Genomic DNA, 15,642 nt, shown 5'->3' with positions numbered 1-15,642 from the left:
GCCGGCCGACCGCCAGCGCTGGGCCTGCCGAGACACGACGCACCACGGCGAAAAGTCTTGGGACATCAGCCGCCACGGGCAGCGGCCTCTGGCCACATCGCACAGGCCGTTGAACACCGCGCGCATCGCGTGCGCGGGTCGACCGGCCTCCTCACGCAGCACGCCAGGTTAGGGCGCGGCCAGCGCCCGCTCCGCGTCGGAGATGTCGCGCCGATATGGCTTGCAGGCAGAACTCAACCCCGCCCATCCGAGCATCAGCCCGACCCAGCTCCATAACAGCCTTCGGCAGCACGGGACGTTCGTGCCCGGTTCTTAATCCGCGCGATCCGGGCGTCGACGAAAATTCTGCGGCCTGTGGCTTTGTTGGTAGAAGAACGTGAACAATCGGTATTGATCGTCTTGGACATATTGGACTTGCAGCTTGACGGTCCACCCTGAGTCGGCGAGATCCTCCTTCCAGAGTGCCACGACGAAGGGCACGCGGCGCACTTGGTCGCCTGGAGAGGAAACGATGGTCTTCGCTGGTCGCACGGCTGCCGCCGTGCTCTTGTTCACGCTCGCAACGGCGCCGGCGCGCGCCGCAGACCCAATCAAGATCGGGCTGAGCGGCCCCTATACCGGGGGGTCGTCTTCGATGGGCGTCTCGATGCGCGACGGCGCCAAGCTCGCCGCCGCCGAGATCAACAAGGCCGGCGGCGTGCTCGGGCGCCCGATCCAGCTGATCGAGCGCGACGACGAGGCCAAGAACGAGGTCGGCGCGCAGGTCGCGCAGGAACTCATCAACAAGGAGAAGGTGGTCGCCACCGTCGGGTTCATCAACACCGGCGTCGCGCTCGCCGCCCAGCGCTTCTATCAGGAAGCCGAGATCCCGGTGTTCAACAACGTCGCCACCGGGACGATCATCACCAACCAGTTCAAGGAGCCGGATTACGACGCGAACTACGTCTTCCGGAACTCCGCCTACGACGTGCTCCAGGCCGGCCTGATGGTCGACGAGGCGCTCGCCCAGGGTCACAAGAAGATCGCGGTCCTCGCCGACTCGACCAATTACGGCCAGCTCGGCCGCGAGGACATCGAGAAGTACCTCGCGACCAAGAACGTGAAGCCGGTCGCGGTCGAGAAGTTCAACATCAAGGACGTCGACATGACGGCCCAGCTGTTGAAGGCGCAGCAGGCCGGCGCCGAGGTGATCCTCGCCTACGGGATCGGGCCGGAACTCGCCCAGATCGCCAGCGGCATGGCCAAGCTCGGCTGGAAGGTCCCGATGATCACCAGCTGGCCCTCCTCGATGCAGAGCTTCATCGACATCGCCGGCCAAAACGGCAACGGCGTGATCATGCCCCAGACCTTCATCGAGGATCAGACCCTGCCGAAGCGCAAGGCGTTCCTGGAGAATTACTACAAGACCTACGGCGTGACGAAGATCCCGACCCCGGTGGCCGGCGCCCAGGCCTACGACTCGATCTACCTCCTTGCGGCGGCGATCAAGCAGGCCGGCAGCACGGACGGGCCGAAGATCCGCACCGCGCTGGAGAACCTGAACGAGAAGGTCGAGGGCGTGGTCACCACCTATGACAAGCCCTTCACCGCCAAGGACCACAACGCGATCTCGCGCAACATGGTCGTGTTCGGGAAGGTGCAGGACGGCAAGATCGTCTACGCCAAGGACGAGGACGCCAAGAACGCGGGCGTGGTCCGCGTCAAGGAGAAGTCCTCGAACTGAGGTCGTCACGGCCGCGTCCGTCCGGGCGCGGCCACCCTCCCCGACCCGGCGGTGCCTCGGCCTGTCGGCGCTTCGCAGAGCGGTCCCGCGGCGCCCGCCGCGCGACCGGACGTCCCTCCGGTGACAGCGATCCCATGGAAATCCTGCTCCAGCTCATCGCCTCCGGCGTCGCGGTCGGCATGATCTACGCCGCCATCGCGTTCGGCTATCAGCTCACCTTCGCGACCTCGAAGACGCTCAATTTCGGCCAGGGCGAGGCGCTGGCGCTCGGGGCCCTGTTCGGCCTGACCCTGGTGCCGTTCGTCGGCTACTGGCTGATGATCCCGCTGGTCCTGGTCTTCGGCTTCGCCCTCGGTGCGGTGGTCGAGCGCCTCGGCGTGCGCCCGGCCGTGAAGATCAAGTCCGAGTACGGGTGGATCATGGCGACCATCGCGCTCGGTATCATCTTCAAGAACGTCGCCGAGAACGTCTGGGGCCGCGACGACCTGAAATTCCCCTCCCCGCTGCCCGAGACCGCGATTCAGGTCGGCGGCGTGCGCATCCTGCCGATGGAACTGCTGATCGTCGCGGGCGCGCTGCTGATGATGCTCGCCGTCGAGATCTTCAATCGCAAGTCGATCTGGGGGAAGGCGGTCGTCGCCACCTCCAACGACATCGACGCCGCCGGGCTGATGGGCATCAACACCCAGAAGGTGATCACCCTCTCCTACTCGATCAGTGCCATGACGGCGGCCTTCGCGGGCGTGCTGGTGGCGCCCGTGACGCTCACCGGCGCCACGATGGGCTCCGTCCTGGCCCTCAAGGCCTTCGCGGTGGCGATCATCGGCGGCCTCGAATCCGGCCTCGGCGTCATCGTCGGCGGCCTGATCCTCGGCGTCGCGGAGACGCTGACCGGCTTCTACATCTCGACCGGCTACAAGGATGTGCCGGGCCTGATCCTGCTCCTCGTCGTCCTCTCCATCCGCCCGGTCGGCCTGTTCGGCAAGGCCGTCATCAAGAAGGTCTGACCGTGACCGCCCGCACAACCCTCACGGCAGCCTGAGCCATGGCGCAGACCCTCGCCCCCGCCGACGCAGCCGCCCCGGCCACCGCCCCCAGCCTGTCGCGCCATATCGGCATCCTCGGCGCCGTGCTGCTGGTCGTCGGCCTCGCCGTGTTCCCGCACGTGGTCACGAGCTCGTACTACATCCACCTGATGGTGGTGATCGCCATCTACGCGATCCTGATCCTTGGGCTCGACATCGTGGTCGGCTATACCGGTCAGGTGAGCCTCGGCCATGCCGGCCTGTTCGGCGTCGGCGCCTACGCGGCGGCGGTGCTGTTCCTGCACTTCAAGCTCGGGATCTGGTGGGGCATCCTGGCCGGGATCGGCGTGACCTCGGCCTTCGGCGTGCTGCTGGCCGTGCCGGCCCTGCGGGTCACCGGCCCGTACCTCGCCATGGTGACGCTGGCCTTCGGCACGATCATCCAGATCTTCATCAACGAGCTCACGCCGCTGACCAACGGCCCGCTGGGCATCACCCTGCCGCCGGCCCGGGTCCTCGACTTCTCGCTCCTCGGCCTGCAGGCCCCCTGGGGCGCCGCCGGGCGCAAGCTCGAATTCTACTACCTCGTCTGCCTCGCGCTGCTGGCCACGATCCTCGTGGTCAACCGGGTGGTGCGCTCGCCCTATGGCCGCGCCTTCGAGGCGCTGCGCGACTCGCCGATCGCCTGCGACTGCATGGGCGTCAGCGTCTACCGCTACAAGGTCTACGCCTTCGTGATCTCGGCCGCGCTGGCGGGCCTCGCGGGCGCGCTGTTCGCGTGGTCGGAGCGCTACGTGGCGCCGAACTCCTACGGGTTCGAGCTCACCGTGCTGTTCCTGCTCGCCGTCACGATGGGCGGGCGCAAGTCGCGGGCGGGGCCGATCATCGGCTCGGCGATCATCGTGATGATGCCGAACGTGCTCGCCGATATCGGGCTGGTGCGGATCATGGCGGGGATCATCGCCGGCGCGGCGCTGGTGGTGGGCGCGCTCGCCTTCCTGCGCCGCCGGGAGAACCGGTACGCCCTGCTGGTGCCGGTCGGGCTCTGCCTCGCCTTCTTCCCGGCGACGCTGGCGCTCGAATCCGTCACCGACTTCCGGCTGACCGTGTTCGGCCTGATGATCCTGTTCGTGGTCTACTACCTGCCGGACGGGATCGTGGGCTTCCTCCGCGAGACGATCCCCGCCCTGCGCCCGGCCCACACCGCCGAGGGCAAGAGCCTCCACGCCGAGGGCGCGGCGCTGAGCGCCCAGAGCGGCGACCGGGGTGCCGACCCGCTCCTCTCCGTCGATCAGGCCCTGATGCAGTTCGGCGGCCTCAAGGCGCTGGCCGGCATCGACCTCACGGTGCGGCCGGGCACGATCCACGGCCTGATCGGGCCGAACGGCTCCGGCAAGAGCACGATGATGAACGTGCTCACCGGCATCTACCGGCCGACCGGCGGCAGCGTGACCCTGGCGCGCGGCCAGGGCACGAAGCGCCTCGACGGGCGCACGCCCTCCGAGATCGCCGCGGCCGGCGTCGCCCGCACCTTCCAGAACGTGCAGCTCTTCCGCGAGATGACGGCGCTGGAGAACGTGCTGGTCGGGCTGCACCACAGCTTCCGCGGCACCCTGTTCGACGCGATCCTCGGCACGCCGCGCCGGCGCCGGGAGGAGCGCGAGCAGCGCGCCCGCGCCATGGCGATCCTCGACTTCGTCGGCCTCGGCGCCCTGGCGCAGGTGGAGGCCCGCAACCTGCCCTACGGCAAGCAGCGCCTCCTCGAGATCGGGCGGGCTCTGGCCCTCGACCCGGTCCTGCTCCTCCTCGACGAGCCGGCCGCGGGCCTGACCGCCCCCGACATCGCCGAGCTGACGACGATCATCCGCAAGATCCGCGACGCTGGCATCACTGTCATCCTGATCGAGCACCACATGGACGTGGTCATGGGCCTGTGCGACCGCGTCAGCGTCCTCGATTTCGGCCACAAGATCGCCGAGGGCAGCGCCCGCGAGGTCCAGGCCGATCCGAAGGTGGTCGAGGCCTATCTCGGCAGTCCCGTCGCCGACGAGGAGTTGACCCATGCTTGAGGTCACGGGTCTGTCGGCCGGCTACGGTCAGGTCGAGGTCCTGCACGGCCTCGACTTCCAGGTCCCGAAGGGTCAGGTCGTGGCGCTGATCGGCTCCAACGGGGCCGGCAAGACTACCACGATGCGCGCCCTGTCGGGCATGATCCGGCCGCGGGCCGGCTCGATCCGCCTGAACGGGCGCGAGATCGGCGGGCTCGACAGCCACGACGTCGCCCGGTTCGGCCTGGCGCACTCGCCGGAGGGCCGGCGCGTGTTCCCGACCCTCTCGGTCGAGGACAACCTGACGCTCGGCGCCTTCCCGCGGCTGACCGGTTCGCGCCCGAAGGGCGACGTCGCGGCCGACCGCGAGCGGGCCTTCGAGATGTTCCCGCGGCTGAAGGAGCGGCGCACCCAGCTCGCCGGCACGCTCTCGGGCGGCGAGCAGCAGATGCTCGCCATGGGCCGGGCCCTGATGCTGCGGCCCGAGATCCTCCTGCTCGACGAGCCCTCGATGGGGCTCGCCCCCAAGCTCGTGGAGGAGGTCTTCCGGATCATCCGGCTGCTCAAGGCCGAGCAGGTGACGATGCTGCTCGTCGAGCAGTTCGCCATGGCGGCGCTCGGCGTCGCCGACCACGCCTACGTGCTGGAGAACGGCCGGATCCGCTTCCAGGGCCCGGCCCAGCAGATGCGCAACGATCCGGCCGTGCGGGCGGCGTATCTCGGCGGCAGCCATTAGACGGCCGGTCCCGGCCTTGCGTGAGGCGGGCCGACGCCGAGCCGGTCTCAGGTGCCGCCCCAGGCCCAACAGGGCGTGACCCTGGACGCGTTCGACCGGTACGGCCGGTCCCAGGGGCACCCCATCCGCGCGCTATCGGCCGAGGATCATCGGTGGCGCTTCCGGCATCAGGCGGCCAGGAACGCGATCAGATCCGCGTTCACCTGTTGCTTGTGCGTCGAGCACATCCCGTGGGGCGCGCCCGGGTAGACCTTGAACGTCGCGCCCTTGATCAGCTTCGCTTGCAGCTCGCCCGCGCCCGCGATCGGCACGATCTGGTCGTCATCGCCGTGAAGGATCAGGGTCGGGATCGTCACGCCTTTCAGGTCGTCGGTCTGGTCGGTCTCCGAGAAGGCCTTGACGCAGGCGTACTCGGCCTTCAGCCCGCCCATCATGCCCTGGAGCCAGAAGGAGTCGCGCAAGCCCTGGCTGACCGTCGACCCCTCCCGGTTCGCGCCGTAGAACGGACCGGAGAGGTCCTTGAAGAACTGGGAGCGATCGCCGGCGACGCCTGCGCGGATGTCGTCGAACACCGTCATGGGCAGTCCGCCGGGATTGGCAGGCGACTGCACCATGATCGGCGGCACGGCGCTGATCAGCACGAGCTTGGCGGCGCGGCCATGCGCGTGCTGAGCGACGTAGCGCAACGCTTCGCCACCGCCGGTCGAATGGCCAACATGGACCGCGTTGGTCACGCCGAGGGCCCCGACGACGGCCGCGAGGTCGGCCGCGTAGGTATCCATATCGTGGCCGGACCACGTCTGGCTCGAGCGGCCATGACCGCGCCGATCATGGGCGATGCAGCGAAAGCCCTCGTCCGCAAGGGCCATCATCTGGTCTTCGAAGGCGTCCGAGGAGAGCGGCCAGCCGTGGCTGAACACCACCGGCCGACCCATCCGCGGCCCCCAATCCTTGTAGAAGATCTGCGTTCCGTCGCCCGTGGTCACAAAGCTCATCGTTGTTCCTTCTCGCGTCCGTGCCGTCGTACTCTCAGCCAGAGGCCGCTGTCATGGGGGCTATCGGCCCGGGGATCCCGGACCGCGCGTTCCGTCTGCGCTTCTGAACGCGCGTGATGCTGAAGGGGCCTGCCGCTGGCACCAGGCAGCGTTCATGCCGCCTGTCCGGCGCCGCAGCCGCGCGGTGCCGCGAAGGTGCGCGGGTCTGGAAGACGCTGTCGAGTTTCCTTGGACAGCCCCGGGCCCACCCCGGCCTGGTGCACGACGATCGTGTCGTCCCGGTCGTCGATCCGGAACAGGAGGTCGCCCTTGACCTCCTGCCGAGACACGCCGTCCTCAGCCAACCGAACGCGTCTTATTGCTGCCTGAAGCTGGGCAACGGATGGTCAGCGGAGGCCTATACGCATGCCGCCGAGGAGGCCTGGGTGGGCGTCACGCCCCTCAGCCTGTTCGCGGCGTCGTCGTTGCCCCCAAGCGGTGCCGTCCGGATCTGCGTGAACGCAGCACCCGACCAAGAGATGCTTCGAGGGGCCCTGGAGACGCTGGCCGGCTTGCTTGAGGCCGGTACGCCGCCCTCGGTCCGGTTCAGGGCCGCAGTGAGAAGCCAAGGTCCACCGCACCGGTCTTGGCGAGACGGAGCTGGCTGGCACCCGGACCGGATCCCAAACAAGAAACACCCCAGGAGCAGGTGCTCCCAGGGTGTCGCCGACCTCGCGGCCAGTTTGATCGGGCTGGGGATGCGCAGGTCAACCGGATGGCTGCTCTTCGACGGCGGAGAGCGAAGAGGAGGACCAGCTACCCCTCGCCCGCCGCCGCAACTCCCGGGATAGATACCGGGAGCAGCGCGACAGGCTCTTAGTACGAGCCGAACTTGTAGTTCAGGCCGGCGCGGACGACGGCGAACTCGTCGTCGCGGCGACCGATCGGGCTGTAATAGGCCGGGACCAGGTTGGCGGCGTTGACGACCAGGGCGCCCTGGTTGCGGTTGCCGCGCTCCAGGTTCACGTACAGACCTTCGATCTTGAACGTCACGGCGGACGAGCGGAAGAAGTTCAGGAACGACTCGGTGGGCAGGGCGAACTCGACGCCGCCGCCGACCGCGTAGCCGGTGCGGAAGCTGTCGTTGCCGGCGTAGCCGCCGAACGAGCGGTCAGCGCTGCCCGAGCCGTAGGCGAAGCCGCCGGTGCCGTACACGAGGGTGCGGTCGAAGGCGTAGCCGAGGCGGCCGCGCACGGTGCCGAAGTAGTCGAGGCTCGACAGGCCGCGCGGGTCGGTCACGTAGTAGCCCGGGGCGACGGCGCCGGAGATGAAGGCGTTGTTCCGGTTGCGGCCGAAGTCGAGGTACTGGGCGTCGGCCTCGATGCCGACGACCACGCCCGAGCCCGGGGTGAACTGGTAATTGTAGCCGACCTGCGCGCCGCCCGAGAAGCCGTCCTGGCTGCGGTCACGGAAGGTGGCGGTGGTGCCGAGGGCGGCGTAGGGGGCGGGGACGCCGAACACCGAGCTGTTGGAGCGGCTGCTGGCGTCGAAGGCGTAGCCGGCATTGATACCGAAGTAGGCGCCGGTCCAGGTGAAGACCGGGACGGGGGTGAACACCGGCGGCGGAGCAGCGCGGCGCGGCAGGTCGGCGGCCGAGGCGGCCGCGGTCAGCGCGGTGAAGGCGGCCAGGGAGGCGATGAGCTTGGTCATTGGGTCAGGTCCAGATTTCAGTCTGGATGTATGACTACCGATCCGTGGCCGAATTGGCTGTAGTTTTACGGACACACTCGTCGACGATGGGGCGGGCCGGCATAGTAAATCGAATATGAACATGCCTGAAGTCGGCAGAATACTTCACGATCGACACGGCCGAGCGCCATAACATCTCAGCTGCGCTTTGGTTGCGTCTGGCCAATGCGTTGCCGTGAGCATGTGGCAGATGCGCGACAGGCTGGATCAGCGGGCGTGCTGCAAAGGGGAGCATCCGACGGTGGGTGCGCCCTGCCCTGCCGATCCGGCCGGAGCACCGCTTCGACGATCCGGACCCACGTCGTTCCGGCCGCGGCTCATTGAGATCGCGACACCTCTGACAAGGCGGACGTCAACCAAGACGCCTTCCGCCAGCGATGCCCCCTGATCGATGGCAGGAGCATGCGTGGTGACGCCCGCGGAGGCTGTTGCGTCGGCTCTGCCGCTCTGCCGGGAACGACGCAGCCGCGCCGTGCGCAGGTCGCTCTGCCCGTCCAGGACGCGTGCTGCGGTCCGCACGAAGCCGAGAGGATCGGGCGCGCCTACGGTCCGGCAGGCGCTGATCGCGAGGTCGTACGCGCGCTGTCCGTCGATGCGGCCCTGCAGACATCGCCCAGCGCTCCCGTCTGGAAGCGCAGGACCTACGCAGAAAACCACATTGTTGCCGCACTGTTGCTCAAGCTTGGCCATATGCGTGACCGTGCGTGAACGCATGGCCGCCGCGATCGCCTAACCCAGGAGAGCAAATGCTGGTCAACCACGAGCGCCGTCTTCTGAATAAAGCCGCCGAGGCCCGCGACTACCGGATCTCGATTTATCGGAAACCCGACGACTCCTGGCCCAGCGATCACAGCCGCCTCACCGCACTGGAAAGTCGCGGGCATCTGGAACAGGTCGGCGGCCACGACGCCGGCGGTGAGCTTGCCACCTGGCAGATCACGGCCACCGGGCTGAGCCAGCTCCAGGCTCTCACGGTTGGAGGCGCGTAATGGCCTCGATCAAGATCCGCGCGACCGACGACGGCACTTTCGTGGTCTACCGCAACGGTACGGCCGTCGCGTCTGGCCTGACCCGCGACCAAGCTGAGCGCTGCGCAACCGTGCTCGGCTGGATCGCCTAGACGACCCGATAGCGTCCGCGCCGTAGCCAGAGCATCGAGGCCGTCATCGAGCGGCGGCAGAATGTGCCAGCGGACGGCGACGATCACCCTGCGTCAGGGGTCAAGCCATATCGATGCGTGAGATACGAGATGATGCGGTCACGGTCGCCGACTGCGTCATCGCCGTCGATGAAGTCGGGACGCTGCGCACGGGGCGCGGACGAAGCGTCCGAGATGTGCGTGTGCCTGAAGGGCAGCCCGGCAGATTTCAAACAGGCGAAAACCTTCAGGCCATAACCATTGTTGCCGGTCACGCCGAACAGAGCGGGATCGGAGTATGGGGTGAGCCTCGCGTCCTCCTGCACGATCGCCGTGATGCGCTGCACGCCGCCCCGAGCCAGCGAGCCCACTCGCGACGCCGGACGCTGGCGCTAACGGCCCGGATCGAGGCCACGTCCATGGTCGATCGTCCATGAGCCAGGATTGATAATACGCCGCCAGAGTACCTCAGGCCCTCCGAGTCCGGCGCCATGTTTCGAAGCCGGCCTTGCTATGCCATGCTCCCTTGCCCGGACGTGCGGATTCGAAGCTCGACCGGGCTGCCCGGCCCCGAGCTGGAGGCGGGTCGGAGCGAGGCCAGCATGTCGGACGATCGCTACCACAAGAAGACGCTTGGCAACCGCCCGCTCCATCCCGAAACGCTCATGCTCGGCTATGGCTACGATCCAGCCCTGTCCGAAGGCGCGGTGAAGCCGCCGGTCTTCCTCACCTCGACCTTCGTCTTCACCTCGGCCGAGCACGGCAAAGCCTTCTTCGACTACGTCTCCGGGCGGCGCGAGCCGCCGGCTGGCGAGGCGGCGGGGCTTGTGTACTCGCGCTTCAATCATCCCAACAGCGAGATCGTCGAGGATCGCTTGGCGGTGTTCGAGGGAGCTGAGAGCGGGCTGGTCTTCTCCTCCGGCATGTCGGCGATCGCGACCACGATCCTGGCCTTCGCACGGCCCGGCGACACGATCCTGCACTCGCAGCCGCTCTACGGCGGCACCGAAACGCTGATTGCCAAGACCCTGGCAGCCTTCGGCATTGCGCCGTTCGGATTCGCCAACGGGGTGGATCCGGCGAGCGTGCGCTCCGCGGCCGACCAAGCGGCCACGGCTGGACGGATCAGCGTCATCATGGTCGAGACACCCTCGAACCCGCTCAATACCCTGGTCGATCTCAGTCTGATCCGCGCAATCGCCGACGAAATAGGTGCCCGACAGGGCGGTGATGCTCCGGTCGTAATCTGCGACAACACCCTGCTCGGTCCCCTCTTCCAGCAACCGCTGCGCCACGGCGCCGACATCTCGGTCTACTCGCTGACGAAGTACGTCGGCGGCCACTCCGACCTGATCGCCGGCGCCGCCCTCGGCTCGACCGCGCGGATGAAGCCGGTGCGGCAGCTGCGCTCGGCGATCGGGACCGGTCTCGATCCGCATTCCTGCTGGATGCTCGGGCGCTCGCTCGAAACCCTGTCGCTGCGGATGGGTGCGGCCAACCGCAACGGCGAGATTGTCGGCCGCATGCTCGCCGCGCATCCGACGGTGTCGCGCCTCCACCATCTCGCGCATCTGGACCCCGGATCGCAGCAGGCTCATGTCTATGCGCAGCAATGCGCGGCGCCCGGCTCGACGTTCTCGTTCGACATCGTCGGCGGCGAGGCGGAGGCGTTCCAGGTCCTCAACGCTCTTCAATTGTTCAAGCTCGCCGTCAGCTTGGGCGGCACGGAATCGCTCGCCAGCCACCCGGCCTCCACGACACATTCGGGTGTGCCAAAGGCCGTGCGTGACCGCCTCGGCATCACGGACGCGACGATCAGGGTATCGATCGGCATCGAGCATCCGGACGACTTGGTCGCCGACCTGCGCGCGGCTCTCGCGACGCTCGGCTAAGCGGCCACCGCGTCCAACCCGTCCTCGATGGCCACGGGCCTCCGGCGGTTGCGGTCGGTCGTCCGTACCTCAGGGGCTGCCGAGGAAGCGGCCAAGAAAGTCCCGAATCATCGGCGCCATGACGTCGAGCTTGTCTTCGAGGGCGAAGTGCCCGGTATCAAGCAGATGCAGCTCGGCATCGGGCAGGTCTCGCAGATACGGGTGCGCGCCGTCAGCCGGAAAAATGGTGTCGTTCCGGCCCCAGACGATCAGCGTCGGCGGCCTGTGCGCGCGGAAGAAGGCTTGGAATTGCGGGTAGAGCGGAACGTTGGTGCCGTAGTCGCGGAAGAGATCGAGCTGAATATCCTTGTTGCCCGGCCGATCGAGCAGCACTTGGTCGTGCAGCCAGGTGTCGGGATCGATCCGGGTCACGTCGGCCACGCCGTCGACGTACTGAAACTTCGTCGTTTCCGGCGCGACGAGGAAGGCGAGAGCCTCGCGCCGCTCCGGGGTATCCTCCCGCCAGTAGGCCTTGATGGGATCCCAGAACGCCTTCAGCCCCTCCTCGTACGCGTTGCCGTTCTGGACGACCAGCGCGCTGACGCGTTCGGGATGCTTGAGGGCCAGCCGATAGCCAACCGGAGCACCGTAATCCATCACGTACATCGCGTAACGGTCCACCCCCAATCGGGAGAGCAGGCCGTCGACGAGATCGGCGTAGTGCGCGAACGTGTAGGCGAACGTCCGGTGGTCGGGCGCGTCGCTGCCGCCGAAACCCGGATAGTCGGGTGCGATGACGCGGTAGCGGTCCGCAAGGAGCGGGATCAGGTTGCGGAACATGTGCGATGAGGTCGGGAAGCCGTGCAACAGCAACACGACCGGTGCACCCGCGGGGCCGGCTTCCCGGTAGAAGACGTTCACGTCCTCGACCTTGGCGGTGCGGTAATAGGTGACCGGAATGCTCGCGGGATAAGTCACGTCGCCCTCTTCACATCGAACAAGTCGATGGAAGCTAACGTATTGTGATCGAAGCCAGAATGCCTAAGCTGCGAAATCCTTGATTTCGCAGGGCGCAACAATGATCGACCGTCTCGATGCGATGCGGGTGTTCGTCACCGCCCTCGACGAAGGCAGCCTCGCCTCCGCCGGCCGACGCCTCAATCGCTCACCCGCCGCCGTGACGCGGGCCATCGCCGCCCTTGAAAGCCATGTCGGAGTTCAGCTCCTGCACCGGACGACGCGACGGCTGCAATTGACCGAGGCTGGCGAGCCGTACGCCGCCGTCTGCCGTCGGGTGCTGACGGATCTGGAAGAAGCCGACCTCGCCGTTGCCGGGACCCGGGCTGCACCGCGTGGCGTCCTGACCGTCACCGCTCCCGTGATGTTTGGGACTCGTGTCCTGCGCCCGATCGTGGGTGAATTCCTGACGGCCTATCCCGCGATGCAGGTCCGTTACCTGCTGCTCAATCGCATGACGAACCTCCTCGATGAGGGCATCGACGTCGCGCTCCGGATCGCCCCGCTGCAAGAGTCCAACCTGGTGGCCATGCGCATCGGCGAAGTGCGCCGCGTGCTGTGTGCTTCGCCCAAATATCTGGCCGGCCGGCCGCCCATCGCGTCCCTGTCCGATCTGGCGCAGCACGATGCCATCGGGATCGAGCCCACGAGCCCGGACGATATCTGGAGCTTCCCGCCCGTCGCCGGAGGCAGAATCCCCCGCACGGTCCGGGTCAAGCCCCGCCTGATGGTCAACACCGACGAGGCCGCCGTCAGCGCGGCGGTCGACGGCGAAGGCATCGTCCGGATCTTCTCCTATAAGATCCAGCACGAAGTCTCGGCCGGCAGCTTGGTCGTTCTGCTTCCCGAGGACGAGCCGCCTCCGGTGCCCGTCCATCTGGTCACGTCACTGGATCGGATGTCCCTTTCTAAGGTGCGAACCTTCATGGACTTCGCTGCCGTCCGCCTCAGGGCCGACTTCGACCGCGTGTCGCCACACCCCGCGGACCAACGGTCCTGCCGGGAACCGGTCGACGCCAAGATCTCGCGCCGACGCGTGTTGCCGAACCAGGATGCCGCCGCTCCCTCGTCGGGATCGCCCTGACCGATCGCCGTGTGGAGCGCGCGGCGTTTCCGCCCGTCACCGCCCCAACCGGGGATCGCCCTGCGTGACGCCGCGTCCAGGCTGGACCGGGCGAGGCGGCGGCCGCTCTGCCGGTCGGACAGCCCGGGTTCGAGCCGGTTCAGGGCGTCATGCCCGTCGACCCGCCGTCCAGACAGCCTCGGGGCAACAACTTGGCGCTGCCGTGCAAGCTGGGCCGCTCAGGTCTGCAGCGAACCGGCGCCTCACTGATCGGCGCCGGGTCTTGCGACGCCATCACACGCGCCGCCGAGGTGGGAACCGCGGTGCAGCCGCGCGATTGGCGTAGGCGCACGTGCCGAGCTCCGCGCCCGTCCGGGCACGGGCTGCGCGACCCTCCACGGCCCCACCCACAATCCCCTTGGTTCGGCCGCCCTGGCGCGAGGCCGGATACCGGTCCAACGCGTCGCGCATGGAACAGAGTGTGACGACAGCGGTCCTTTGTATCGTCGGCGGCGGCATCGCCGCCCAGGTCCTCGCAGCCCGCCTGCGCATCCCCGCGATCGTCCTCCTGCTCGCGCTCGGCTTTCTGGTCGGGCCCTTGCTCGGTTGGCTGCACCCGTCCCGCGACTTCGGGCCGAACCTGCGTCCGCTGATCGGCCTGGCGGTGGCCATCGTGGTGTTCGAGGGCGGCCTCGCCCTCGACTTTCGTGAATTGCGGGCGGCGGGCGAGGGCGTGCTCCGGCTCACCGCCTTCGCCCTGCCGATCAACTTTCTCCTCGGCACGCTGGCCGCCCACCTGATCGGCGGGATGATGTGGGGACCGGCCTGCGTGTTCGGCGCCATCCTCGTCGTCACGGGGCCGACCGTGATCCTGCCGCTCTTGCGCAACGCCCGCCTGGAACGGCGTTCGGCCGCCTTCCTGAAGTGGGAGGCCATCATCAATGATCCCGTCGGGGCCATCCTCACGGCCGTCGTCATCGAGATCCTGGTGGGTGTGCCCCACCCAGTCGGCGAGGATCCGGCGGCCGCCCTGATGCTGCACCTCGCCGAGGGTGTGGTGGTGGCGGGCGTCCTCGGCGTCGGCTCAGCCCTGCTGGTGGCCTGGGCCTTCCGACGCGATCTCATTCCGGAGACGTTGAAGACCCCGGTGCTGCTCGCGCTTGCGCTCGTTGCCTACGTGGTGCCGAACCTCCTCATGCACGAGGCCGGGCTGATCGGCGCGACAGTGTTCGGCATCGCGCTCGCGAACCGGCACGTGCCGGGATTGACCGAACTGCGCCGCTTCAAAGAGGCGCTGGTCGTCCTGCTCGTGTCATGCCTGTTCGTCGTGCTGACCGCCGACCTCGACCTCGCGGTCCTCGGCAAGCTGTCCGTGCCGATTCTCGGGCTGACGGCGGCCATTCTGTTCGTGGTTCGCCCGGCGGCGATCTGGATGGCCACCCTGCGCAGCGACCTGTCGCTGCGGGAGCGCCTGTTCGTCGGATGGATCGGGCCGCGCGGCATCGTCGCGGCGGCGGTCGCGGGCTTGGCAGGTCCCCGCCTCAGTGAGGCGGGCTATGCCGGCGGCGACCTGATCCAGCCCACGGTGTTCGCCGTCATCGTCGCGACCGTGATCGCCCACGGCTTCTCCCTGGGACCGCTCGCCCGCCGGCTTCGCCTGTCGACCGCGGCCGATACGCAGCGTCTCGCCGTGATCGGAGCATCCCCGTGGGCGAGCGATCTGGTCATTGCCCTGGACCGGGCGGGCGTGCCGGTCGTGCTGGTCGATACCTATCCCGGTGCGCTGCTCACCGCGCGGAACGCGGGTGTGCCGACGCTGCAGGCCGAACTCCTGTCCCGACACGCCGAGGAAGGCTTGTCGGACCATCCGCCGGATTACCTGCTCGCCGCGACCCGGGACGATCTCTACAACGCCCTCGTGTGCACGCGGCTGGCCCCGGAGATCGGTCGCGAGCGCGTCTACCAGCTTGCCCCGTCCGAGACCCACCTGCTGCACGAGGACACCGGCGTCAGCCGGGATGCCCGCGGAAAGGTATTCGGGGCCGCCGATGCCACCTTCGATGCCTTGGCCGGGCGGCACGAGGCCGGTTGGCGCTTCGCGGTCGCTGCGTCGGAAGCCGCCGGGCAGACGGACGCGATCCGTCTGCTGACCATCAGGGCCGACGGCAGTCTCGACTTTGTCTCCGTTGATCACCCGGCGAACGACGTGGCCGCGGACGACCGTCTGCTCATCCTGACGTCCGCGCGTGCGGCGACAGCCGAGCCGGCAGCCCACAGGGCCACCGTCCCTGCCTGAGG

At 68.0% G+C, this 15,642-nt stretch carries 14 protein-coding genes and 1 pseudogene; 9 read left to right on the top strand and 6 right to left on the bottom strand.

Annotation, left to right across the window (positions count from 1 at the left end; genetic code table 11):
- Positions 1-9: 9 nt before the first annotated feature.
- Positions 10-162, bottom strand: a pseudogene (locus AC3WSN_RS06520) (transposase); the annotation flags it as partial.
- A gap of 349 nt (positions 163-511) precedes the next feature.
- Here AC3WSN_RS06520 and AC3WSN_RS06515 point away from each other — a divergent pair.
- The 4 genes from AC3WSN_RS06515 (at position 512) to AC3WSN_RS06500 (ending at position 5,532) form a co-directional block, all read left to right on the top strand.
- The gene (locus AC3WSN_RS06515; protein ID WP_192709331.1) at positions 512-1,723 is read left to right on the top strand and encodes an ABC transporter substrate-binding protein; all 1,212 of its coding nucleotides are present in this window, start codon (positions 512-514) and stop codon (positions 1,721-1,723) included.
- A gap of 134 nt (positions 1,724-1,857) precedes the next feature.
- Positions 1,858-2,730, top strand: coding sequence for a branched-chain amino acid ABC transporter permease (locus AC3WSN_RS06510; RefSeq protein ID WP_192709330.1), 873 nt, complete (start codon positions 1,858-1,860; stop codon positions 2,728-2,730).
- A 38-nt stretch (positions 2,731-2,768) separates the two neighbouring features.
- Positions 2,769-4,817, top strand: a complete 2,049-nt coding sequence (locus tag AC3WSN_RS06505; RefSeq protein WP_492536796.1) for a branched-chain amino acid ABC transporter ATP-binding protein/permease — start codon at positions 2,769-2,771, stop codon at positions 4,815-4,817.
- Positions 4,810-5,532: an ABC transporter ATP-binding protein gene (locus AC3WSN_RS06500; protein WP_024827743.1), complete on the top strand. Its 723-nt coding sequence runs from the start codon at positions 4,810-4,812 to the stop codon at positions 5,530-5,532. The genes AC3WSN_RS06505 and AC3WSN_RS06500 overlap by 8 nt, the downstream gene beginning before the upstream one ends.
- A 167-nt stretch (positions 5,533-5,699) precedes the next feature.
- On the opposite strand, the gene AC3WSN_RS06495 is transcribed toward AC3WSN_RS06500, so the two are convergent.
- The 3 genes from AC3WSN_RS06495 to AC3WSN_RS06485 form a co-directional block, all read right to left on the bottom strand.
- Positions 5,700-6,527, bottom strand: coding sequence for an alpha/beta fold hydrolase (locus tag AC3WSN_RS06495; RefSeq protein ID WP_492536795.1), 828 nt, complete (start codon positions 6,525-6,527; stop codon positions 5,700-5,702).
- Between the two features lie 152 nt (positions 6,528-6,679).
- Complete coding sequence (locus tag AC3WSN_RS06490; protein ID WP_492536794.1) at positions 6,680-6,856, bottom strand: hypothetical protein; 177 nt, start codon at positions 6,854-6,856, stop codon at positions 6,680-6,682.
- A 526-nt stretch (positions 6,857-7,382) separates the two neighbouring features.
- Positions 7,383-8,216, bottom strand: coding sequence for an outer membrane protein (locus AC3WSN_RS06485; protein ID WP_373622437.1), 834 nt, complete (start codon positions 8,214-8,216; stop codon positions 7,383-7,385).
- 785 nt (positions 8,217-9,001) lie between these two features.
- Here AC3WSN_RS06485 and AC3WSN_RS06480 point away from each other — a divergent pair.
- A complete protein-coding gene (locus AC3WSN_RS06480) occupies positions 9,002-9,244 on the top strand; it encodes a hypothetical protein (RefSeq protein ID WP_192711202.1) in 243 nt (80 codons plus the stop codon).
- A complete protein-coding gene (locus tag AC3WSN_RS06475; protein ID WP_283214881.1) occupies positions 9,244-9,375 on the top strand; it encodes a hypothetical protein in 132 nt (43 codons plus the stop codon). The genes AC3WSN_RS06480 and AC3WSN_RS06475 overlap by 1 nt, the downstream gene beginning before the upstream one ends.
- Before the next feature lie 83 nt (positions 9,376-9,458).
- Here the strand turns inward: AC3WSN_RS06475 and AC3WSN_RS06470 are convergent, their stop codons facing one another.
- Positions 9,459-9,740 carry a thioredoxin domain-containing protein gene (locus tag AC3WSN_RS06470; protein WP_492536793.1) on the bottom strand — a complete coding sequence of 94 codons (282 nt, stop codon included), beginning with the start codon at positions 9,738-9,740 and terminating at the stop codon, positions 9,459-9,461.
- A gap of 255 nt (positions 9,741-9,995) precedes the next feature.
- Between AC3WSN_RS06470 and AC3WSN_RS06465 the strand changes: the two genes are divergently transcribed.
- Positions 9,996-11,285 carry a cystathionine gamma-synthase family protein gene (locus AC3WSN_RS06465; protein ID WP_492536792.1) on the top strand — a complete coding sequence of 430 codons (1,290 nt, stop codon included), beginning with the start codon at positions 9,996-9,998 and terminating at the stop codon, positions 11,283-11,285.
- Positions 11,286-11,354: 69 nt separating this feature from the next.
- Here the strand turns inward: AC3WSN_RS06465 and AC3WSN_RS06460 are convergent, their stop codons facing one another.
- Positions 11,355-12,242, bottom strand: coding sequence for an alpha/beta fold hydrolase (locus AC3WSN_RS06460; RefSeq protein WP_492536791.1), 888 nt, complete (start codon positions 12,240-12,242; stop codon positions 11,355-11,357).
- 103 nt (positions 12,243-12,345) lie between these two features.
- Here AC3WSN_RS06460 and AC3WSN_RS06455 point away from each other — a divergent pair, with 103 nt between their 5' ends.
- Both AC3WSN_RS06455 and AC3WSN_RS06450 read left to right on the top strand, forming a co-directional pair.
- A complete protein-coding gene (locus tag AC3WSN_RS06455) occupies positions 12,346-13,365 on the top strand; it encodes a LysR family transcriptional regulator (protein WP_492543025.1) in 1,020 nt (339 codons plus the stop codon).
- 460 nt (positions 13,366-13,825) lie between these two features.
- Positions 13,826-15,640, top strand: a complete 1,815-nt coding sequence (locus tag AC3WSN_RS06450) for a cation:proton antiporter (protein ID WP_492536790.1) — start codon at positions 13,826-13,828, stop codon at positions 15,638-15,640.
- The last annotated feature ends 2 nt before the right edge of the window (positions 15,641-15,642 follow it).

Source organism: Methylobacterium sp. FW102-HT35C08 (genome assembly GCF_058790235.1).
This window is presented reverse-complemented; position numbering and strand designations above follow the sequence as displayed.

Coding starts and splice junctions, on each gene's coding strand:
- AC3WSN_RS06515 (WP_192709331.1), top strand. CDS start 512: ATGGTCTTCGCTGGTCGCACGGCTGCCGCCGTGCTCTTGTTCACGCTC.
- AC3WSN_RS06510 (WP_192709330.1), top strand. CDS start 1,858: ATGGAAATCCTGCTCCAGCTCATCGCCTCCGGCGTCGCGGTCGGCATG.
- AC3WSN_RS06505 (WP_492536796.1), top strand. CDS start 2,769: ATGGCGCAGACCCTCGCCCCCGCCGACGCAGCCGCCCCGGCCACCGCC.
- AC3WSN_RS06500 (WP_024827743.1), top strand. CDS start 4,810: ATGCTTGAGGTCACGGGTCTGTCGGCCGGCTACGGTCAGGTCGAGGTC.
- AC3WSN_RS06495 (WP_492536795.1), bottom strand. CDS start 6,527: ATGAGCTTTGTGACCACGGGCGACGGAACGCAGATCTTCTACAAGGAT.
- AC3WSN_RS06485 (WP_373622437.1), bottom strand. CDS start 8,216: ATGACCAAGCTCATCGCCTCCCTGGCCGCCTTCACCGCGCTGACCGCG.
- AC3WSN_RS06480 (WP_192711202.1), top strand. CDS start 9,002: ATGCTGGTCAACCACGAGCGCCGTCTTCTGAATAAAGCCGCCGAGGCC.
- AC3WSN_RS06475 (WP_283214881.1), top strand. CDS start 9,244: ATGGCCTCGATCAAGATCCGCGCGACCGACGACGGCACTTTCGTGGTC.
- AC3WSN_RS06465 (WP_492536792.1), top strand. CDS start 9,996: ATGTCGGACGATCGCTACCACAAGAAGACGCTTGGCAACCGCCCGCTC.